Source organism: Shewanella sp. HL-SH8, from assembly GCF_051165765.1.
Classification (GTDB): domain Bacteria; phylum Pseudomonadota; class Gammaproteobacteria; order Enterobacterales; family Shewanellaceae; genus Shewanella; species Shewanella glacialimarina.
In genome coordinates this window covers 1,865,619-1,886,803 of sequence record NZ_CP195039.1, presented here as the reverse complement: position 1 = coordinate 1,886,803, position 21,185 = coordinate 1,865,619, and the positions used below count along the sequence as shown (strand labels likewise).

At 40.7% G+C, this 21,185-nt stretch carries 22 protein-coding genes; 11 read left to right on the top strand and 11 right to left on the bottom strand.

All coding sequences use genetic code 11. The features are described from left to right. The 6 genes from ACRWQN_RS08405 to ACRWQN_RS08380 all read left to right on the top strand — a co-directional run bounded on the left by ACRWQN_RS08405 (position 1) and on the right by ACRWQN_RS08380 (position 5,808). The gene (locus tag ACRWQN_RS08405) at positions 1-813 is read left to right on the top strand and encodes an enoyl-CoA hydratase-related protein (protein WP_434940449.1); all 813 of its coding nucleotides are present in this window, start codon (positions 1-3) and stop codon (positions 811-813) included. Further along, a complete protein-coding gene (locus tag ACRWQN_RS08400) occupies positions 813-2,849 on the top strand; it encodes an acetyl/propionyl/methylcrotonyl-CoA carboxylase subunit alpha (protein WP_434928797.1) in 2,037 nt (678 codons plus the stop codon). The genes ACRWQN_RS08405 and ACRWQN_RS08400 overlap by 1 nt, the downstream gene beginning before the upstream one ends. Then, positions 2,846-3,733 carry a hydroxymethylglutaryl-CoA lyase gene (locus tag ACRWQN_RS08395; protein ID WP_434940448.1) on the top strand — a complete coding sequence of 296 codons (888 nt, stop codon included), beginning with the start codon at positions 2,846-2,848 and terminating at the stop codon, positions 3,731-3,733. The genes ACRWQN_RS08400 and ACRWQN_RS08395 overlap by 4 nt, the downstream gene beginning before the upstream one ends. An 88-nt stretch (positions 3,734-3,821) precedes the next feature. Continuing rightward, positions 3,822-4,532 carry a CoA transferase subunit A gene (locus tag ACRWQN_RS08390; protein WP_434940447.1) on the top strand — a complete coding sequence of 237 codons (711 nt, stop codon included), beginning with the start codon at positions 3,822-3,824 and terminating at the stop codon, positions 4,530-4,532. Positions 4,533-4,544: 12 nt separating this feature from the next. Continuing rightward, the gene (locus ACRWQN_RS08385) at positions 4,545-5,201 is read left to right on the top strand and encodes a 3-oxoacid CoA-transferase subunit B (protein ID WP_434940446.1); all 657 of its coding nucleotides are present in this window, start codon (positions 4,545-4,547) and stop codon (positions 5,199-5,201) included. Positions 5,202-5,304: 103 nt separating this feature from the next. Further along, positions 5,305-5,808 (top strand): GNAT family N-acetyltransferase, encoded by a 504-nt coding sequence (locus ACRWQN_RS08380; RefSeq protein WP_434940445.1) that lies wholly within the window; start codon positions 5,305-5,307, stop codon positions 5,806-5,808. 122 nt (positions 5,809-5,930) lie between these two features. On the opposite strand, the gene ACRWQN_RS08375 is transcribed toward ACRWQN_RS08380, so the two are convergent. Then, positions 5,931-6,926, bottom strand: coding sequence for a GGDEF domain-containing protein (locus ACRWQN_RS08375; protein ID WP_434940444.1), 996 nt, complete (start codon positions 6,924-6,926; stop codon positions 5,931-5,933). 349 nt (positions 6,927-7,275) lie between these two features. Beyond that, on the bottom strand, positions 7,276-7,785 hold the full coding sequence (locus tag ACRWQN_RS08370) for a DUF1097 domain-containing protein (RefSeq protein ID WP_434940443.1): 510 nt from the start codon (positions 7,783-7,785) through the stop codon (positions 7,276-7,278). A gap of 441 nt (positions 7,786-8,226) precedes the next feature. Between ACRWQN_RS08370 and ACRWQN_RS08365 the strand changes: the two genes are divergently transcribed. Beyond that, the gene (locus ACRWQN_RS08365) at positions 8,227-9,243 is read left to right on the top strand and encodes a radical SAM protein (RefSeq protein ID WP_434940442.1); all 1,017 of its coding nucleotides are present in this window, start codon (positions 8,227-8,229) and stop codon (positions 9,241-9,243) included. Between the two features lie 29 nt (positions 9,244-9,272). Then, positions 9,273-9,545, top strand: a complete 273-nt coding sequence (locus ACRWQN_RS08360) for a hypothetical protein (protein ID WP_434940441.1) — start codon at positions 9,273-9,275, stop codon at positions 9,543-9,545. A gap of 60 nt (positions 9,546-9,605) precedes the next feature. On the opposite strand, the gene ACRWQN_RS08355 is transcribed toward ACRWQN_RS08360, so the two are convergent. Further along, complete coding sequence (locus ACRWQN_RS08355; protein WP_434940440.1) at positions 9,606-10,151, bottom strand: TlpA family protein disulfide reductase; 546 nt, start codon at positions 10,149-10,151, stop codon at positions 9,606-9,608. Between the two features lie 217 nt (positions 10,152-10,368). On the opposite strand from ACRWQN_RS08355, the gene ACRWQN_RS08350 reads away from it, so the two are divergent. Together ACRWQN_RS08350 and ACRWQN_RS08345 are read left to right on the top strand one after the other, a co-directional pair. Then, entirely contained in the window at positions 10,369-11,322 is a 954-nt protein-coding gene (locus ACRWQN_RS08350; RefSeq protein WP_434940439.1) for an alpha/beta fold hydrolase, read from the top strand. 209 nt (positions 11,323-11,531) lie between these two features. Beyond that, complete coding sequence (locus tag ACRWQN_RS08345) at positions 11,532-13,322, top strand: acyl-CoA dehydrogenase C-terminal domain-containing protein (RefSeq protein ID WP_434940438.1); 1,791 nt, start codon at positions 11,532-11,534, stop codon at positions 13,320-13,322. A gap of 96 nt (positions 13,323-13,418) precedes the next feature. Here ACRWQN_RS08345 and ACRWQN_RS08340 read toward each other — a convergent pair whose 3' ends face one another. Genes ACRWQN_RS08340 through ACRWQN_RS08330 form a run of 3 tightly spaced genes read right to left on the bottom strand, consistent with a single transcriptional unit; the run spans position 13,419 to position 15,771 of the window. Continuing rightward, positions 13,419-14,432 (bottom strand): succinylglutamate desuccinylase/aspartoacylase family protein, encoded by a 1,014-nt coding sequence (locus tag ACRWQN_RS08340; protein ID WP_226410390.1) that lies wholly within the window; start codon positions 14,430-14,432, stop codon positions 13,419-13,421. Further along, positions 14,433-15,338, bottom strand: coding sequence for a 30S ribosomal protein S6--L-glutamate ligase (gene rimK / locus ACRWQN_RS08335; protein WP_434930096.1), 906 nt, complete (start codon positions 15,336-15,338; stop codon positions 14,433-14,435). It abuts the gene before it with no gap. Between the two features lies 1 nt (position 15,339). Next, a complete protein-coding gene (locus ACRWQN_RS08330; protein WP_434930097.1) occupies positions 15,340-15,771 on the bottom strand; it encodes an ATP-dependent zinc protease family protein in 432 nt (143 codons plus the stop codon). 287 nt (positions 15,772-16,058) lie between these two features. Between ACRWQN_RS08330 and ACRWQN_RS08325 the strand changes: the two genes are divergently transcribed. Then, positions 16,059-16,730 carry a DUF2461 domain-containing protein gene (locus ACRWQN_RS08325; protein WP_434940437.1) on the top strand — a complete coding sequence of 224 codons (672 nt, stop codon included), beginning with the start codon at positions 16,059-16,061 and terminating at the stop codon, positions 16,728-16,730. A 162-nt stretch (positions 16,731-16,892) separates the two neighbouring features. Here the strand turns inward: ACRWQN_RS08325 and ACRWQN_RS08320 are convergent, their stop codons facing one another. From ACRWQN_RS08320 to ACRWQN_RS08300, 5 genes are all read right to left on the bottom strand, one after another. Continuing rightward, positions 16,893-17,261, bottom strand: a complete 369-nt coding sequence (locus ACRWQN_RS08320; RefSeq protein ID WP_434930099.1) for an acyl-CoA thioesterase — start codon at positions 17,259-17,261, stop codon at positions 16,893-16,895. A gap of 216 nt (positions 17,262-17,477) precedes the next feature. Beyond that, a complete protein-coding gene (gene ltaE / locus ACRWQN_RS08315; protein ID WP_434940436.1) occupies positions 17,478-18,491 on the bottom strand; it encodes a low-specificity L-threonine aldolase in 1,014 nt (337 codons plus the stop codon). Between the two features lie 44 nt (positions 18,492-18,535). Continuing rightward, positions 18,536-19,132 carry a thiol peroxidase gene (gene tpx, locus ACRWQN_RS08310; protein WP_434940435.1) on the bottom strand — a complete coding sequence of 199 codons (597 nt, stop codon included), beginning with the start codon at positions 19,130-19,132 and terminating at the stop codon, positions 18,536-18,538. 75 nt (positions 19,133-19,207) lie between these two features. After that, positions 19,208-20,041: a mechanosensitive ion channel family protein gene (locus tag ACRWQN_RS08305; protein WP_434940434.1), complete on the bottom strand. Its 834-nt coding sequence runs from the start codon at positions 20,039-20,041 to the stop codon at positions 19,208-19,210. Positions 20,042-20,065: 24 nt separating this feature from the next. After that, entirely contained in the window at positions 20,066-20,728 is a 663-nt protein-coding gene (locus ACRWQN_RS08300) for an OmpA family protein (protein WP_434940433.1), read from the bottom strand. Between the last annotated feature and the right edge of the window lie 457 nt (positions 20,729-21,185).

The window sequence follows — 21,185 nt, the reverse complement described above, 5'->3', positions numbered from 1 at the left end:
ATGATTAAAAATGATTTTCAACACATCCAATGTCATCTTAACCAAGGCGTGGGTGAGTTAATATTAAATCGCGCAGAAAAGCATAATGCGTTTGATGAAGTGATGATTAATGAAATGATTATCGCCATCGAACAGTTTGCCGATTCATCTGAATGCCAAATTTTGGTACTGCGTGCCAATGGAAAAAACTTCAGTGCTGGGGCGGATCTTAATTGGATGCGCAAGCAAGCCAAAATGGATTTTGAGCAAAATCTCACTGATGCCCATGAACTTGCCAAACTTATGCATGTGTTGGATAAATTTCCTAAACCGAGTATCGCACTGGTTAATGGCGCAGCCTTTGGTGGCGCATTAGGATTAATTTGTTGCTGCGATATCGCTATTGCCAATCAAGGTGCCAGCTTTTGTTTAAGCGAAGTAAAACTAGGCTTAATTCCTGCGGTTATTAGTCCTTATGTTGTGCGCGCTATGGGTATTCGCCAAGCCAGACGCTATATGTTAACTGCAGAGCGTTTTAGTGCCGACGAAGCCCTTAAACAACAGGTTATTCACGTCATTGATGATGATTTAGATATAGCGGCAGCGCCTTTTATTGCCGCCTTTAAAGCGAACAGTCCACAAGGTATGGCATGGGTTAAAACCTTAGTGGCTCGACTAGAAGACGGCGTAATTAATGATGCAACACTGAGCTACACCAGTGAACAGATTGCCCGTATTCGAGTCTCTGATGAAGGCCAAGAAGGCCTAAATGCCTTTTTCGAAAAACGCTCTCCGGCTTGGCAACATGCCGCCGTCCCTCAAGGAGCCAAATAATGATTACTAAATTACTGATTGCCAACCGTGGTGAAATTGCTTGCCGTATTATTAAAACGGCTAAGGCCATGGGTGTACGTACCATAGCCTTATATTCCGATGCCGATAAAGATGCCCTTCATGTCGCTATGGCGGATGAGTCTTATCATTTGGGTGGCAGTGCCCCTGCGGATTCATACTTAAAAGCCGATTTGATTATTGATATTGCCAAACGTTCTGGTGCAGAGGCCATTCACCCAGGTTATGGCTTTTTGTCTGAAAATGCTGAGTTTGCCCGTAAGTGCGAGCAGAACGGTATTGCTTTTGTCGGCCCAGGCAGTGATGCCATTGATGCCATGGGCAGTAAAAGTGCGGCAAAACAGATTATGGGTAAGGCGAATGTGCCATTAGTGCCAGGTTACCATGGTGACGACCAAACCGATGAAAATTTGGTTTATCAAGCCAAACAAGTCGGTTTTCCGTTACTGATAAAAGCGGCATATGGCGGCGGTGGTAAAGGCATGCGCATCGTTGAAAATGACGGTGAGACCTTGGAAGCTATTCGCTCTGCTCGTCGTGAAGCCACCTCATCATTTGGTAATGATAAATTATTAATGGAGCGTTACTTACGTCAGCCACGCCATGTAGAAGTTCAAGTTTTTGCCGACAGCAAAGGCAACGCAATCTATCTATCAGATCGTGATTGCTCTATTCAACGTCGTCACCAAAAAGTGGTTGAAGAAGCGCCAGCGCCAGGTTTGTCAGACGAGCTACGCATTCAAATGGGTGAAGCCGCGGTTGCCGCTGCCAAAGCCATTGATTATGTTGGCGCAGGTACGGTTGAGTTTCTACTTGATACCGACAACAGCTTCTACTTCATGGAAATGAATACTCGTCTGCAAGTAGAACATCCAGTGACTGAAATGGTTACCGGCCAGGACTTAGTTAAATGGCAGCTTTTAGTCGCCAGTGGTGGAGAGCTACCATTAAAACAAGATGAAGTGCGCATTCATGGTCACTCATTTGAAGTGCGTATTTACGCAGAAGATCCACAAAATGAATTTTTGCCTGCTAGCGGTAAACTAAACTTTTTACGTGAACCAGAGCAAAATCGCCATGTGCGTATTGACTCGGGCATACGTGAAAACGATGTGATCAGTAACTTTTATGATCCAATGATCGCTAAATTGATTGTCTGGGACGAAACTCGTCCACGTGCCTTACATCGCTTAGTCAATGCTCTAGAGTCTTATCAAATCAGTGGGTTAAAACATAATATTGAGTTTTTAGCCAATATAGCTGAACACCCTGCGTTTGCCAAAGCTGATTTTTGCACTGACTTTATCGAACGCTATGGCAATACTTTAATTGGCGATGCGAGCAGTGAATCTGATACTGCGATTGCACTCGCCGGTTTATATCAAGTGTTGTTACGCCAGCAACAAGCAAAAGTGAATGCCGTTAATAGCAACGACCCCTATTCACCCTGGGGGCAAGTAAGCGGCTTTAGATTAAACAGTGCTAGCATTCATCATGTTGCCCTACTTGATGAAAAACATGAACTGCAAAACTTACTGATGACAGACTTAGGCTGCGCATTGCACTTAGGCCTAAATGGCCAGGCGCTAAAACTAGCCGGTCAAATTAAAGATGATGTGTTGTTTGCCGAAATTAATGGTCATAAAAGTAAAGTGCCTGTCAGTTGTGATGGCGACAACTTTACCTTATTCCTCCCTAGCGGCAGTTACCACTTTACCGCAGTGCTTGCACAAGTTGCCGATGAAACCATTAACAGCGCAGATAAGTTAAAAGCGCCAATGAACGGCACAGTGGTGACTCATCTTGTTGAAGTGGGTGCAACCGTTAAAGCGGGACAAGGCTTATTAGTGATGGAAGCCATGAAAATGGAGTACACCATAGAAGCCCCATTTGATGGCGTAGTCACCGAGTTTTACTTCCAAAGCGGTGAGCTAGTAAGCGATGGAGTACAGCTGTTACATGTCGAAGAATCTGTCAAACAAGCGACTACGGAAACCGAAAAGGAAGCTAAAACATGATGCCATCTAAAGTGAGCATTTTTGAAGTTGGCGCCCGTGACGGTTTACAAAATGAAGTACCCGTGCCCACTGCCGCTAAATTGCAACTTATTGCAGACTTAGCCGCAGCGGGCCTAACTCGCATTGAAGCGGGCAGCTTTGTGTCACCTAAATGGGTGCCACAAATGGCTGACTCTGGTGACATATTTAGCCAAATGCCAAGGGTAAAAGGTGTCACTTATAGCGCCTTAACCCCAAATCTGAAAGGTTTTGAGCTAGCGTTAGCCTCTGGCGTCGATGAGGTGGCAATATTTGGCGCCGCTTCAGAGAGCTTCAGCCAGAAAAATATTAACTGCTCAATTGATGAGTCAATTGAGCGCTTTATGCCATTGATGCAACAAGCAAAACAGCACAATATTGCGGTGCGTGGTTATGTCTCTTGCGTACTTGGTTGCCCCTATGAAGGTCACATCGATGTCAATGAAGTCGCCCGAGTGTCTGAAATTCTTTACAAAATGGGCTGTTACGAGATATCACTGGGTGACACCATAGGTATTGGCACGCCATCAAATGCCCGTAAAATGGTAGAAGCGGTAGCGAGTGTCGTACCTGTAAACAAGCTTGCACTACACTTTCACGACACCTACGGACAAGCACTCGCCAATATTTTAGCCTGCTTAGACATGGGGGTAACCAGTTTTGATGCATCTGTCGCGGGGTTGGGCGGATGTCCTTATGCTAAAGGCGCCTCAGGAAACTTAGCGACTGAAGACTTAGTTTACATGCTACACGGCATGGGAATTGAGACAGGTATCGACCTAAACAAGCTTGTTATAGCGGGTAATAATATTAGCCAAGTTATCGGCCGAAAAAGTGCCTCAAAAGTCGCTAATGCATTAGCCTAATGTAGATGGGCTACAACCTGATTTTAAGCTGCTGACTCAAATAATAATCAGCATCTATCAAACATAATAACGAGAAAAGGACAGCACAATGGCAGGTTTTAATAAAGTCGTTCACAGCTATGATGAAGCGCTCGCTGGTCTGACAGATAACATGACCTTAATGGTCGGCGGGTTTGGTTTATGTGGTATTCCTGAAGGTTTAATCAACCATATGGTTAAATTAGGCGTAACCGGACTAACCGCTATTTCAAACAATGCTGGTGTAGATGATTTCGGTTTAGGCTTGTTACTTAAGCAACGTCAAATTGCCACTATGATCGCCTCTTACGTCGGTGAAAATGCCACTTTTGAACAGCAAATGCTGTCGGGTGAATTAAACGTTATTTTAACGCCGCAGGGTACTTTAGCGGAAAAAATTCGCGCCGGTGGCGCTGGTATTCCCGCTTTTTTCACCGCAACAGGTTACGGCACACCTATTGCTGATGGCAAAGAAACCCGCGAAATCAAAGGACGTCATTATGTGTTAGAAGAATCTCTTACCGCAGATTTCGCTTTAGTTCGGGCGTGGAAAGCTGACACTATGGGTAACTTAGTGTTCCGTAAAACTGCGGCTAACTTTAACCCTATGATGGCAACCGCCGGTAAAATTACCGTTGTAGAAGCTGAAGAAATTGTTCAACCAGGCGAGTTAGACCCTAACCACATTCATACCCCAGGAATTTATGTGGATCGCGTCATCAAAGCCAGCTTTGAAAAACGCATTGAACAACGTACAGTCACCCAAACTACGGCTAAATAAAGGAGCAAGCACATGGCTTTATCAAGAGAACAACTTGCTCAACGCGTAGCAAAAGAAATGCAAGACGGCTTTTACGTCAACCTAGGTATTGGTATTCCTACCCTAGTGGCTAACTATATTCCACAGGGTATGCAGGTAATGCTGCAATCTGAAAATGGTTTATTAGGCATGGGACCATTTCCAACCGAAGATGCTATCGACGCTGATTTAATCAACGCCGGTAAACAAACAGTAACCGCTGTTGATGGTGCATCATTTTTCTCATCAGCAGAGAGCTTTGCCATGATCCGCGGTGGGCATGTCGATTTAACGGTACTGGGTGCATTTGAAGTTGATGTTAATGGCTCCATCGCCTCTTGGATGATCCCAGGTAAGCTCATTAAAGGCATGGGCGGTGCAATGGATTTAGTGGCTGGTGCAGATAACATTATCGTCACCATGATGCATGCCGACAAACACGGTAACTCTAAGTTACTGCCGTTATGTGAACTACCGTTAACGGGCTATGGTTGCATTAAACGTGTAATGACCGACCTGGCCTTTATCGAAATCAAAGATGGGGCATTCCACTTACTTGAGCGTGCTCCAGGTGTGTCGGTAGAAGAAATTATCGCTAAAACGGCTGGTAAATTAGTTGTGCCTGAACATGTGCCAGAAATGGTGTTTTAGTCTGTAAGATAAAAATGCAACACACTTAAAAGCGCACTTACAGAGAAGTGCGCTTTTTTATTAGCAACACTAATGAAATCAATTTTTAGAGCATCAGATCAATATGGATTTAGTTTTACCAAGCCTCGAATATCAGCAAAGTTATCATAGTTATATCAAAGAATTAGGTAATGAAGAGCGCTATCCTTTCATTTTAGATTTTGAATATCAGGATTTCACCGCCTATTTGACTAAAATCAAACATTTCTCAGAAGGCATAAACCTGCCCTGCGGCTATGTTGCTAGTAGTACATTCTGGCTAATTCATCACAATGAAATAGTGGGCGTGACTAATTTGCGTCATCACCTAAACCCTCAAATTAAGCATTGTGGTGGCCATATTGGTTTAAGTATTCGGCCATCTAAAAGAGGCGCAGGTTTAGGTATTCTGTTAATGAAACTCTCTATTGAGAAGCTCCATTCAATGGGTAACAGTGAACTACACATTCATTGTTATGAATCCAATTTAGCCTCCGAACGGGCAATTATCTGCAATGGTGGGGTTTTCGACTCTGCTATAAAAAGTGATTCACACATAGTTAAAAGATATATTATTAACCTTGCTTAAAGTCAGAACAATATCAACCCCCTACTTTGACGAGCTTAATTTAATACCATTACATAACCCTATCAGCAGTATTATAGAATGGTTTTAATGGCTTACAAACCGGCTACAATGGCTGTTCTCCTCTATTTATCCAGTCGCGACACAACTCGATTTCGTCCTGATTTTTTAGCAGCATAAAGTGCAATATCACTTTGCTTTAACCATTCCTCTAACGAATCATTAATACGTAATTCAGCCACCCCTATACTGCAGGACACATTCACAGGTACGCCGTCAAAGTCGGTTTGGTTAACCGCTTGCTTTAGCCTTTGAGCCATCTCCAATGCTTTTTGCAAATCACAATGCTCATATTGAACTAAAAACTCTTCTCCACCAAAACGAAACAGCTTAGCCTCGGCGGGAAGCAACTGCTTTATCACCTCACTGAACTGCGTCAGTAGCTTATCGCCCACTAAATGGCCGTAGGTGTCATTAACCGTTTTAAAATGATCGATATCGATTAACAACAGACTCGTATCCGTTCCTGTATGCTTAAACGATTCAATACTGCTACTTAAACTGGTGGCTAAATTTTTTCGATTTAATGCGCCGGTTAACTCGTCTGTGGTAGCCAAATAGATAAGCGCCGCCTTTTGTTTTGCAATGATATAAGCAAATATCGCCGCAAAAATAATACAATCGAAGATTGCCACCCCAAAACGCCATACAAGGGAGTAAGTTTCAATATTAAGCGCGGCGATCAAACAGATTAATACGTAAAAACTACTGATTGAAGAGGCGTTTTTGAAATTAAAGATAAAGAAAAAAATAAAGATTGTTGGAAAAACATAGATTAACGATTTATAGCCTAAAGAATAACAAGATATCGCTATTGTGATACACACTAATATTAAGGTAATTTGTTTGTGTAATATATTCCCACGGTGCTTGATTTCAAGTCCCAAGGAAATCGAAATCGGTACCAAGGCTAACGAAAAAAGGGTAAATAAAAACAAATCATCATGGGTCAAACGATACAAAGCATAGATAAAAAATGTCAACAAAGCGGCCAAATGAAAGGCTATTGAAGCGTTCCTTGGTAACCTTTTCGAATCTTGAAGTGCAGTCATATACTTCATAAAGCATCCTTTATAATTTTTATTGGAGGATTTATGCAACGCAATCTAGAGAACGCTAAAGTAACTAGTGTACAAAGCGAATTAATTTTTAGAGTATAGACTAAAATACTTGCTTCACGGCAACTGAAAAGCAACCATAGAAAATCAACAGAGCATGCAAATATCAGAGTAAAAAATTAGAAGTGGTTTTGAATTCGGTAATCTGTAGCAGTAATTGGAATTAGACTAAATCGATTTTTAAGGTAAGTTGTAATGGTCAAGTAATCTAAATTGAAAATATGATTGCTATCACAAAGGTAAATGCAGCCAACATTTCCTATTTTGACTGCATTTATTGTATGAACCATGACTACAGCTCTTTTGCTGCATTGTCGCTAACACTGGTCACCTGTGGCGTTAAACCTTGTCTATTTTGTGTAAAGGTAATTAACCGCTCCGTCAGCAAGCTCATGCTATATCCCAGTACAGCACCAATAACTAATGGGGGCACTATTGCAGCGATATCAGCGTTCATCGCAAAAGTAATACAGCACCCAATAAATGCACCGGGGATGAAGGCAAGACGTTTATGACTGGCTTGTAAACACATCAGGCTGGTGACAATTCCCGTTAGTGCGTAACTGATAATGGGTGAGACAAAAGAAGTGCTGCCGACGATAATCAGCCACCCCCAGAAAACACCTGACAAGTTAGTACTCATTGCCATTAACATGCCTTTAAAGCCGCTTTCAGTTTGAGCAAAGAAGGTGCTGCAACCTAAAAAACCAATCCAAGTCACTAGCTGGAATACATCTGCAACTCCTGCCCATAAAGCGGCTAATAAGCCCGCAGAAAGTGCAATTTGCCAACGATACTGCATAGTTCACTCCAACTAAATTGTTTTAATAACAGAAATAACTATTCCTAAAAATACCATAATAACAATCGATTTCAATATTTAATTGTGATGTGAAAAAGAAGATACAAAATCTATGAACAACATCAAATATATCGCTTATTTGTGAACATAAAATCCCTTATGACAGGCAACCTCTAAATTTTCTAGTAAGAATTAAGTGACCAAAGATTATCGCCAAAATAAATTTACTAAAAAAAACTATTCAAGCAACCATTGTAAAACGTGATGTACCTCAAGGTTTACCGATAAAAAAAGCTTAATCAATAAATGCAGCTCTTTTCATGCGTGGGGCGATAGTTTCTCTTTATCAGTTAATTTAATCTAACGGTATGAACAGGGTTGATTGTTTTCAGGAATGGGGATTAGCACTATTTTATTACATCTAAAGATTAAGGGCTCACCATGAAAAATTCTTTCTCATCCTTAAGATTGAATCTAGCAACAACCAGCCTTGATTGGGTTATGGAACACACGATAAAGCATTCATTAAGTCTTAAAAATGCTGTCACTCTTGATGAGTTACAGCCACGTAATGTGCCTCAATCCCCAATTGAAACCCTGTACATCCATATTCCTTTTTGCCATACCCTTTGTCGTTTTTGTTCGTTCCATAAAGTCAAATTTAACGAACATATTGCCAGGGAGTATTTTCAAGCCCTAAGGCAAGAAATACGTGTTGTACTCGCCCAAGGTTATCGCTTTAACCGGGTTTATATTGGCGGTGGCACGACAACTATTTTAGAAGATGAACTGATTAACACTATCGAGATGATAAAATCATTAACCTCGGTACGTGAAGTATCGTGTGAGAGCGACCCAATCTATTTTAAAGAGGGCAATCCACACCTATTAAAAGGGCTAGTCGACCGTATGTCGATTGGCATACAAAGCTTTGATGATAAGATTTTAAAAGCCAGCGGACGATTTGAAAAATTTGGCAGTGGTTTGCAGCAAGCTGAGTATGTCAGTCGAGCCATTGAGATTATTCCAACGGTTAATGTAGACATGATGTATGGCTTTAACATACAAACACCTGAAACCATTGCCAACGATTTAGCGCAAACCATTCGCTTACGTCCAGATCAAATTACCACTTATCCACTAACAATCGGTATTGGTAAAAATAGTAAAAAGGCGGCTTGCCTAGCGGGTCAAGCCAAGGAATTATGGCCACAGTTTTTAGCTGTCAAAAAAGCAATGTCTGAGCACTATGTTATGGAGTTTCCTTGGACTTTTAGTCGTAACTTTGGTGAACCGGTAGAAAATAAATATGTATTAGATGGTGAGGACTGTTTTGGCGTAGGTTCGGGTCCTTTGGTCGTTTTGGTGAACAGTTTCGTATTTCAAGCTTTGATATTCCAGATTATATCAGTCGTATCAATGCGCGTCATACTGGCACTTGCTATACCAAACCATTAGAGAAAAAAGCACTATTACAACATCATTTAATGATGATGATGGGACATGGCGTTTTAGATGATAAGCTATTAAAACAACATACTGGCTATAGTTTATGGCAAGCTTTCCCTGTAGAAATGACTTACCTGCTATCTGCCGGTGCGCTTATTAAACAAGGAGACCAATATCATACAAACACACACGGCCAATTCATTGCTTTGAAAATGTTCTCAGGTTTTTTAGCTGGGATGGATTACCTGCGCGAACAAGCAAGGGAATTACCCTTATCAATGCAGAATTCACCAAGCTCATATCTCGATTAGTTATAATCAGTTATGCCATTAGGTGTCGAATTATAAATGGCATTTGCATCTGCCTTAGCATTATTGTGAGTCATCAACCTCCAATAAATACCCAAGGGCTTTTGATAACTGCGGCGAATCAGGATCGGAAATCCGGGTAGTCCACACCACATTGCCGTTTCTATCGATAAATATTGTTGTCGGAGTACCCGTAACGCCGTATTGTTTTGCTACCGCATCACCCTGAATAAGTGTCGTCATACCTATGCCACGGTCAGTTAACGACTGCGCAGGTGTTGCCCCTTCATCCTCATTAAAGCTTATCGCCATCATAACCAAATCAGTCTGTTTATTTTCCAGCCTTAAGCGCTCAAGACCTGGTTGTAACTTTTTACAATAGGGACACCAAGTCGCCCAAAAGTGCAGCACTATAGGTTTTCCTTTATGCTCGCTTAAAGTAAATAGCTGCCCTTTAGCATCTTGTAAGCTGAAATCACTGGCAGGGACAGCTCCAGCACTTGCAAGGGTCGACATCAATATCAGCGGTAGCAAAATGAGTAATTTACCGCGCGTTAACCAATGCGAAATCGCATAAAATGACGAAAACGATGTCACAAATTTATCCATGGTAATGACCTTTTTAAAAAATTGATTTATACAACATATGGCAAGATTTAAATACTAGACCGACAATATGACGTTTTGTATTCAATTAATATTAGTCAGTAAAGAATTTAACAGGGTTTACCACTATAGTAGTTTAGATTAACTTGTGTTCTATGTTAGATGAACGCGGGTACTTTTTGCCTTATGTGATCAAGACCAACCAGCAATAAAGGAAGTCATGCCCAATAACAACATAAACGGATCAAACACTCATAATCAGTGGCCTACAAAATGGCATCAAACAGGTTTTTTCTATCCATTTATCGATGAAAAAGGCATTCAGCGACAGATTTATATCAACCAGTCTAAAAGTGATAAACCTTGTTTATTATTGATCCATGGGTTTCCGACTAGTAGTTACGACTGGCATCAGCTTTGGTTTCACCTAAGTAAACATTTTAATCTGCTCACGTTAGACTTATTAGGTTATGGTTTATCAGATAAACCCTGTGATATTGATTACTCTTTTGCTTTGCAAGCAGACATTATTGAAGCTGTATTGGTTCATCTTGGTATTCAACATTTTCACATTGTTGCCCATGATTACGGCGACACTGTAGCGCAAGAGTTATTAGCCCGTCATGGTGAAGCCGGCATTGATAGCGGTTTTGCCATCGACAGTACAATATTGTTAAATGGAGGATTATTTCCTGAAACAACTCAACCCATCTTAATCCAACGTTTACTTTTGAGTCCATTAGGGTTTGTTATCGCTAAGATGTTTTCATTTAAAAAATTTAAGAAAAATTTTGATTTCATTTGTTACCAACCGCTAGCCGTTGCAGAACTGGCGATACATTGGCAGTTAATAACACAAAACCAGGGGATTAAAGTGATCCATAAGATTATTCAATATATTCGCGAACGCAAACTACACCGAGAGCGCTGGGTGGGTGCATTGCAGCAATATAAAATGCCGCTGCGGTTTATCAATGGGATCTGTGACCCTGTGTCTGGCCAAGATACCCTTATTCGTTTTGAACAGCTTATTGAACAAGCTGACACAGTTGCTTTAGTGGAAACAGGTCATTACCCTCAACTAGAAAAACCAAAAGCCGTTTTGCAGCACTGTATTAGTTTTTGGCTACAGCATAAAATTATTATTGAAAACAATGACAAGCTTGTTACTTAACAGCTGTTTCCAAAGCATTAAACTAAGTTTAAGTTGTGATAGTTTGTTACAAATTATACTGTCAAATACTTACTGAGTTTTTACTCAAATTGGGTTAATGTAGAAAAGATAACCATAATAAATCACTTAGCATTAGCGACTGATGCTGTATTGTTGAAATACGCCAAGCACTAATTAAGTAATAATAAGCACTGACAAGGAACGACCTCATGCCAATTTATCAAGCCCCTATTCGTGACTACCAATTCATTCTTTCTGAGTTACTGAATATTTATCAATATCAAGAATTAGCCGGATTTGACCAGGTCGATCCGGAACTAGTAGATGCCATTTTACAAGGCGTAGCTGATTTCACCACCGATATTATGCTGCCCTTAAATGCAGTGGGCGATCATCAAGGTTGTAAATTAGTTGACGGCAAGGTCATTACCCCTGATGGCTTTAAAGATGCTTATAAGCAGTATGTTGAAAATGGCTGGGCAACATTAACCTGTGACCCCGAATATGGCGGACAAGGCTTACCTGAAGTGGTCGGCACATTTGCTACCGAAATGAAAACAGCTACCAATATGGCATTTGCTATGTATCCAGGCCTCACCCATGGCGCCTATTCAGCAATTCATGTGCATGGTAGTGATGCATTAAAACAAAAATATTTAGCTAAGCTAGTCAGTGGTGAATGGACAGGTACCATGAACCTGACTGAATCCCATGCGGGTACCGATTTAGCCCTATTACGCACAAAAGCCAAGCCTTTAGGCGACGATACATTTGCCATTAGCGGTGAAAAAATCTTTATTTCATCTGGCGATCATGATCTAGCTGAAAACATCATCCACCTTGTATTAGCGCGATTACCTGATGCCCCTGAGGGTGTAAAAGGTATTTCACTTTTTGCAGTGCCTAAATTTTTAGTCAATGCTGATGGTAGCCTAGGCGCAGCGAATACGCTGGCGGCAACGGGTCTTGAGCATAAAATGGGGATTCACGGCAATTCAACTTGCGTGATGCTTTTTGACAACGCAGTAGGTGAGCTTGTGGGCGCTGCTCATCAAGGTTTACGTGCGATGTTCACCATGATGAACCAGGCTCGTTTAGGTGTCGGAATTCAAGGTTTAGGTGTATCAGATATCGCCTATCAAAATGCGTTAGTTTACGCTAAAGATCGTATTCAAGGCCGTGCACTTAGTGGCGTGAAAGAGGCCGATAAAGCTGCAGATTCAATTTTGGTACACGGTGATGTTCGCCGTATGCTGCTGTCGCAAAAATCATTTAATGAAGGAACCCGTGCATTAATGGGTCAACAAGCTTTGTGGCTAGATCAGGCAGAGCGCGAATCAGACCCAGTTAAAGCGAAGCAGGCTTCAGCATTAGCCGCCTTATTTACCCCTATTGTGAAAGGTTTTGTCACTGACCAAGGTTTTAAAGCCTGTGTTGATGCACAGCAAGTCTACGGTGGACATGGTTATATTAACGAATGGGGCATGGAGCAATTTGTTCGAGACATTCGTATTGCAATGATTTATGAAGGAACCAATGGTGTGCAAGCACTGGATTTAGTTGGCCGTAAATTGTTAGCCGATAAAGGCGCAACCTTAAATCTATGGTCTGATATGGTTAAGCAGTTTATTGGTCAACATAATGACAACGAACAAATGAAACCTTTTATTGCCGGTCTAATGGATGCCGCTGGTGATCTTGAGCGTGCAACGGGCTACATTGCTAAAAGTGCAGCAACTAACCCAGATCTTATTGGTGCTGCCTCTATGGCATATATGCAATTATTTGGTATTAGTGCTTTAGCTTGGATGTGGGCTCGAATAGCCGCAACCTCTTTAGCCGCATTAGACAAAGGAACAGATGAGGCTAGTTTTTATCACGCTAAGCTTAAAACCGGTGCATTCTATATGGGGTATTGGGTAAGCCAAACCCGCAGTCTGCGTAAGCAGATTGAAGCTAGCAGTCAACAAATTGTCGATTTTAATGATGCCGACTTTTAATTTATAATAGCTTGATAAAAATCACTTAATATAAATTTTTAGAGACTAAAATGCCGCTGAATTCAGCGGCATTTTTGATTTTAACCAGCAAACTTGTTAAGCATATTCAGCCATAAAATCATCTAAACTATCATTGACGATTTCAATCTCATCACCCTCAAATTGGGCAATATGGAATAAAGCTTCACCTTCATTTGTCACGGGAATATTACTGTTACCAATAATGATGCCATCAGTAGGGGCACGCAGCGCATAAGGCTCACCACCGTGTGGGTTAACAATATAAGCTAAGATATTGCCTTTATTAACCCTTTCACCCAGCTTAAGCTTAATGTTAATCAAACCATCAGCTTCACTTCTTACCCAATAACTGCGACTGGCGTTAACACTATTGCCTTTGATGCGAATACGGCCTTTAACCATTTCTAGGTGGCGCATGACATTTAATACACCATTAAGACCCGACTTAATCGACATTTCACTAAAACGTAAAGCTTCACCTGCCTCGTATAAAATACAAGGTATGCCTTTACCGTTAGCATAGCCCCGCATAGAGCCTGTAACATTTTTAGACGTCATGATCACAGGTGCACCAAAGGCATTTGCCATGCCAAACATCACTTCATCATCGGTATCACAACGGATTTGAGGTAAGTTGTCACGGTGAACGGCACCGGTATGTAAATCTATAATGTGCGTCGCCCGATCAACTAATGTATGTGACACCAAATGGGCTAAACGGCTAGCCAAAGCCCCTTTTGATGAACCAGGAAAACATCGGTTCAAATCGCGGCGATCCGGTAAGTATCTTGATTGCTGAATAAAACCAAACACGTTAACAATAGGCACGACAAGTATGGTGCCGGTTAACGATTTAGCATTTATTTTACTGAGCAAACGTCGGCAAATTTCAATTCCATTTAGTTCATCACCATGAATAGCAGCACACACTAATAAAGTCGGCCCGGCTTTTAGTCCATGGAAAACTTCAACATGTAACTCCATAGGTGTGTCGTTATAAAGCCTTGCAGCAGGAAGCTTAACGCTTTGCTGCGTGCCAGCTTTAACGCTCACTTCACCTAGAGTGAAAGCTTCGCGTTTTTTGACCATTTAGCCAGTTCCTTTGGTTTTAGTGCTGGTTGCTTTTACATTTTTCTCGATAAACTGAATAATCTTGTCAGCAACATCGATACCAGTGGCTTTTTCAATGCCCTCTAAACCAGGTGAAGAGTTTACTTCCATCACTAGTGGACCGTGTTTTGAGCGCAAAATATCCACACCAGCAACGTTAAGACCCATGGTCTTAGCTGCGCGAAGCGCGGTTGAGCGCTCTTCAGGTGTTAACTTAACTATGGTGGCAGAACCGCCGCGGTGTAAGTTAGAACGGAATTCACCTGGCAATGCTTGACGCTTCATCGCCGCGATCACTTTATCGCCAATCACGAAACAGCGAATATCTGCGCCGCCCGCTTCAGCGATATATTCTTGTACCATGATGTTGGCTTTAAGACCCATGAAGGCTTCAATAACTGACTCTGCTGCTTTACGCGTCTCGGCAAGTACTACACCAATACCTTGAGTACCTTCAAGTAACTTAATCACACACGGTGCGCCACCAACCATGTCTAATAAGTCTGGTACATCCGCAGGTTTGTTTGCAAAACCAGTCACAGGTAAGCCAATATTTTTACGAGAAAGTAACTGTAATGAACGCAACTTGTCACGTGAACGGGTAATCGCTACCGACTCATTTAATGGGTGAACTCCCATCATTTCGAATTGACGTAATACTGCTGTTCCGTAAAAGGTTACTGATGCACCAATACGTGGAATGACGGCATCAAACTTAGGCAGCTCTTGGCCTTTCATGTGGATGCTTGGAGAGGTCATGTTGATGTTCATGTAACAACTGATGTGATCGACTATTTTAACGTCATGACCACGGGCAACGGCCGCTTCCTTAAGCCTACGCGTCGAATATAAATTTTTATTCCGTGACATAATTGCAATGTGCATTTTACTCTCCTGTTATATAAGATGCTGCTGAATCCACCAAAAATCGTCCTTCCAGTGCTCTGCGACCTAACAACATACGAAATTTCATGTTATCTCTATTGGTTAAAGTCAGTTCGATATCGAACTGCTTTCCACCCATAATGATAGGGGTTTTGATTACATATCGTTTGGTAACATGTCCACCAGAATCGCTAACATTACGACGATCAAAAATGGGGAACTCACACACAACTTCACGATCAGATTCTTGTTCAGGGTGCAACCATACACGCACCCATTTTTCTTTTTCTTTTTGAAACGGTTTAATTTTAAAAGCATGTAAACAAGAGGTTTTTGCCCCTGTATCTACCTTGATTTTGACTTTTTCATTGCCAATTTCAGGAAATGTGCCCCACTCTCGCCAGCCCACAATATCGAGGGTTTGTTTAGTCATGGTCAGTCCTTACGTTTAAAGGAAATAAGTCTTTCTCGAATAACTTGTTCGATGCTACTCACCAAATGTTTTATCGTCTACTGCAGAGTTGAACAGTGAGAAAGTCATTTAAGCATAGCTAATATCAATCAATTTTGGCGCAATATACACTGCATATTGAATAAAACAACTTTATTTATCTAGAATTTTTACGTTAAAGTTATTTACCATAATCCTTCATAAATACACACCGAAAAGAATACTACTAACCTATTAATAATAATAGAATTAATTATTGAGGCATAATAATGTTTACTCGCTGTAGTTTCCAGTTTTTAACCGAACTAAATCAACATAATGACCGTGATTGGTTTAAAGCTAATCAACCCCGCTATGAAGCCCAAGTGCGCACGCCTGCATTACAATTTATTGAGGCGATGCAAGGGCCTATTTTATCCTTGTCACCACGTTTTAATGCAGTACCCAAAAAAGTCGGCGGTAGCTTAATGCGCCCCCAAAGAGATAGTCGTTTTAGTAAAAATAAAACACCTTATAAAACTAATGTTGGCATTCAATTTAAACATTTTCAGGCTAAAGATGTCCATTCCCCTGGATTTTATGTGCATTTAGCCAATAATGAATGCTTTATCGCTGCGGGTATTTGGCATCCAGAGTCAACAGCCTTAAATGCCATAAGACACTGTATCGATGAAAACCCTAATGGCTATAAAAAAGCGTTACAAGCGATAGAGAGAGCAGGTTTTGTTATGACAGGTCACAGTTTAGTGAGGCCACCAAGGGGATTTGATAAAGATCATCCGCTACTTACTGAACTAAAACGGAAAGACTTTATCGCGCTAAAGACGATAACTGAAGCACAAGTTTGCCAGGCTGATTTTGTCGAGTTCTGTCAAAAGGAATTTCAAAAAACGACTCAATTAATGGCCTATCTGTGTTTTGCGCTTGAGTTAGATTACTAAACTGTTGCCGATAAACCTAATGGCAACTATATATAATCTTTGTACATCCTTAATAATACCAACAGTAATATAGGCATACATTCAATCTAGAAAGAGATGCGTCAGTAGCTTAAAAAGCTACTCTAGAAAAAGAGTTAAAGCAAAGTAATAATGATAAAACAGCTAAGCCGCATTTGCTCGCATGCCATGGGGTACAGGTACCCCATTAGCATTTATGTTAACAAAGACTATTTTATCGACACTGGCTATAGGTGCCTGGGTGACTTTGTTGCGTACTTTACAACGAATAGTCACTGAGCTTTGACCTAAACTTACACTTTCAAAACCAAATTCAAGTATATCGCCAACCAATCCTGGAGTCATAAAGTTGATCTCGGCAATCAGCTTCGCAACATGGCATTGGCTGTTCATTTGGCAACTGGCAAATATCGTTGCTTGTTCATTTATCCAACTCAATAGCTGACCACAGCATAGAGTGTGGCTACTATTTAAATGGACCGGAAGTATTAAGTGGCGGCTGTAGTATTTCATAAAAAACCCTTTAGTTATTAACAAGAAACTCTTGTATCACTAAAGAGGTAGCAATGTTCAAGCCAGTTTTAGTTACATTGATAATCAATTACTTATATGGCTGATTAATAAAACCTGCCCTATAACGGAATTATATTTGCACTATTTAACGCCATTTAAGGCATCACTCATATCACGAATGACGTTTACTCTCAGCGGATAAAAATACGGCCCTAGTTAAGTAGATAACACCTGCTTTAAAGATGTAATAAAAGTAGAAATATCTTTCGCTGTAATATCAGCATGGGTTACTAGGCGCAGTTGCTGACTAGGGCTAACCTTAATGCCTTTTTGCAATAACGCATGTGATAATTGATTGGGATCTATATGACTGGCCAAACGTGCAAATACCATATTGGTTTGTACTGATTTCACATCAATCTCAAATTCGTCAAATTGATATAATGCCTCAGCGAGCAGTTTTGCGTGGTGATGATCTTCAACTAATCGTTCAACTTGATCGGTTAAAGCCAATTTAGCCGCTGCGGCAATAATACCAGCTTGACGCATTCCGCCGCCCAACATTTTACGCCAACGAGTCGCTTTACCAATAAGCCGCTCATCGCCTAACAAAATAGAGCCAATTGGGGCGCATAACCCTTTTGATAGACAAATAGAAACCGAGTCAAAATATTGGGTAATATCGGCAATCGCAAGGTTTTGGGCAACCGCTGCATTGGCTATTCTTGCGCCGTCTAAATGAATTTTTAAACCCCGATTAAAGGCCAAAGTTTGTGCTTGTGCTAAATACTCTTGCGATAAGACCTTACCGCCAATGGTATTTTCTAAGCTCAATAAACGGGTTCTGGCAAAATGAACGTCATCAGGTTTAATTGCAGCATCGATATCTGACAATAAAATACTACCATCTTGCTGATTATTTAACGGCTGTGGCTGAATGCTGCCAAGCACCGCAGCACCACCACCTTCAAATTTATAATTGTGCGCTTGTTGACCACATAAATACTCGTCTCCACGCTCACAATGTGACATCAATGCTAATAAATTAGCTTGAGTACCAGAGCTAACAAATAATGCCGCATCAAAGCCATACATTTCAGCGGCCATATCTTGTAGGTTGTTGACTGTCGGGTCATCGCCATAAACATCATCACCCACAACGGCATTGGCCATTGCTTTGCGCATTGCGGCTGTAGGTTGAGTAACAGTATCGCTTCTAAAATCAATCATAATAAATCGTCATTTATCCAAACCATGGCCGACAGTGTAACGGATTAAGATTTAGCTGCAGCAATTTTTGTTAATGCTGCGATTGCCGCATTATAATCAGGGTGGCTGCCAACTTCTTTAACAAGCTCTTGATACTGTAGCTGGCCATTAGCATCAATAATAAATATTGCGCGAGCCAGTAAACCACGGCTTTCAATCAATAATCCATATTGGTCAGCAAAGTTACGCCACACAGAATCAGACAATACTTTAATTTTATCAACGCTTTCAGTTTGGCAAAAACGCTTTTGAGCAAAAGGTAAATCTGTACTAATAGTCAACATAACAACGTCGGCATCAAAATTAGCAAATTCACTGTTAAATCGTTTTGTTTGCAACGCACACACACCGGTATCTAAGCTCGGTACGGCACTGATTAATACTGTTTTACCTTTAAAATCACTTAAATTAACCGGATTAAACTTATCATCAACCACTTTAAATTCAGGGGCTGGCATATTATTAGCGGGTAAATCACCTTTAAGCACCACCGGATCCCCACCCATGGTAACTTCAGCAGCTTGCGTAAAGTGAATAAATACTGGACTGGCAATTAATACTAAGGATAAACCTATGTTCAATAAAGATTGTTGAAATGTCATTATATTCTCCTGATTAATAATAAAAAACCAGCCTTGTGGCTGGTTGTTGTTATACGCAGTTAATCAAATAACTGATTAACTTGCTGCTAATTCTTTAACATGTAAATCCATTTGTGGAAATGGTATTTCAATCTCAGCTGCATCTAATGCATTTTTGATTTGCTCTAAAATTTGAAAACGCGCTGGCCAGTAATCACCCGTGCTCACCCATGGGCGAACAACGAAGTTAATTGATGAATCAGCTAATTCAGCTAAACCAATAGTGTAAGCAGGATCTTTTAATACGAATGCATTGTTATCTAATACTTCAGCCAATACTTTTTTAGTTTTCGCGATATCAGAGGTATAGCCCACACCGATAACTAAGTCGATACGGCGCTTTTCAAGCGCTGAATAATTGGTAATAGTACCATTCATAATAGCGGAGTTTGGCGCAGTGATAAGTTTATTATCACCCGTACGCAGTTTTGTAGAGAAAATAGTAATCTCATCTACCACACCAGCAACGCCTGCCGCTTCAATAAAATCACCGACACGACATGGACGGAATAACACCATTAACACACCTGAAGCAAAGTTTGATAATGAACCTTGTAATGCTAAACCAACCGCAAGACCTGCCGCACCAATTACAGCGGCGAGTGAAGCGGTTTGCACACCTATTTGACCTAATGTAGCCACAATGGTGAATACAAATACAACTGACCAAGCAAGGTTTGACACAAACGACACAACTGTTTGATCAACTTTGCGACTGGTTAATACTTTATCAGTGAGGCGTTTTGCTACACCAGCAAAGTACTTACCAATAAAAAACATCGCCAAAGCAGCTAATGTTTTAAGCCCATAAGCCATAATAAATTCTGGTGCTTGCTTTATTAACGCTTCTAAACCGTCAAGGTTTTCCATTGTTTTACTCCCTAAAGTGACAGATTATTCTGCCGAAATGATAAATTCTACCCGTCTATTACGTTGTCGCCCTTCAGATGTGGCGTTATCCGCAGCGGGTTGGGTGTTACTCATCCCTTTTACAGAAATGTTGTCAGGATTAAAATTAAAATCGGTGACTAATATTGCTTTTACGCTGTTTGCCCGGGCTAATGAAAGCGCTTGATTTAACTCATCACTTCCCAATAAATCGGCATGTCCAACTAGCTCTAAAGTTACATTATTATCTTGGGCTATGATTTTATTGATACTGTCAAACACAGGTCTTTGCGATAACATTACTTCTGCTTTAGCAAATTCAAAATAAATAGGTTGTACCACTTGCTGTAAACAATTAACTACGCCATCAGCACCCAGTTGCTCGCAGCGATTAACATATTCTATAGTGCTGGTTGGTTGTTCAGCAACCGCTGTTACAGCTTCTTCATCAAAAATAGGAGCTTCATCAATTTTGGATTCAGTTAAAGCAAAAGCTGGATCGTTACAGCCATTAGCCATAACCACCTCACCTTGAGGAGTATCAGCACAGGCATCTTTTTTATCTGGTACGCCATCCATATCTGAATCAATCCATGCCAAAGTTGGGGTGCTGATCAAAAAAAGCCATAGTACTAATACAGGTACGAATATAGTCAGTAATGAACGCATGCAGTCTCCAATCATGTGATTTTAATATAGTAAGACAACATCTTTTGAGGTTTTAACTTTTTTCAACAAGTTTAAATTATACATATTTTAACTTTTAGCGACACATTTGCAATTAAGCAAACATAAATTGCTGCAAACAAGTTAATGCTTTATGTATTTCAGCTCAAAATAGCACCATCTAACACTTATAAAGTGAATTTTTAATTATCGGCAACAAACTCACAAACTTGATAACAGTCGCTTTAACCAGCATCGCAATATTGAAAATAACTCGCACTGTATAATAAGCATACAAGCCAACTAAAAAATGACATATGTTTACAAAAATGTAACCCGCAAAATGCGCCTGACACCCGCACAAACATTGACTTAAGCGTCCTGAAAAGGGTATATAAGGTAGGATTTTTGATGTTTTAAACAAAATAAACATTAAATGAATAATATTTATTATAAGAAA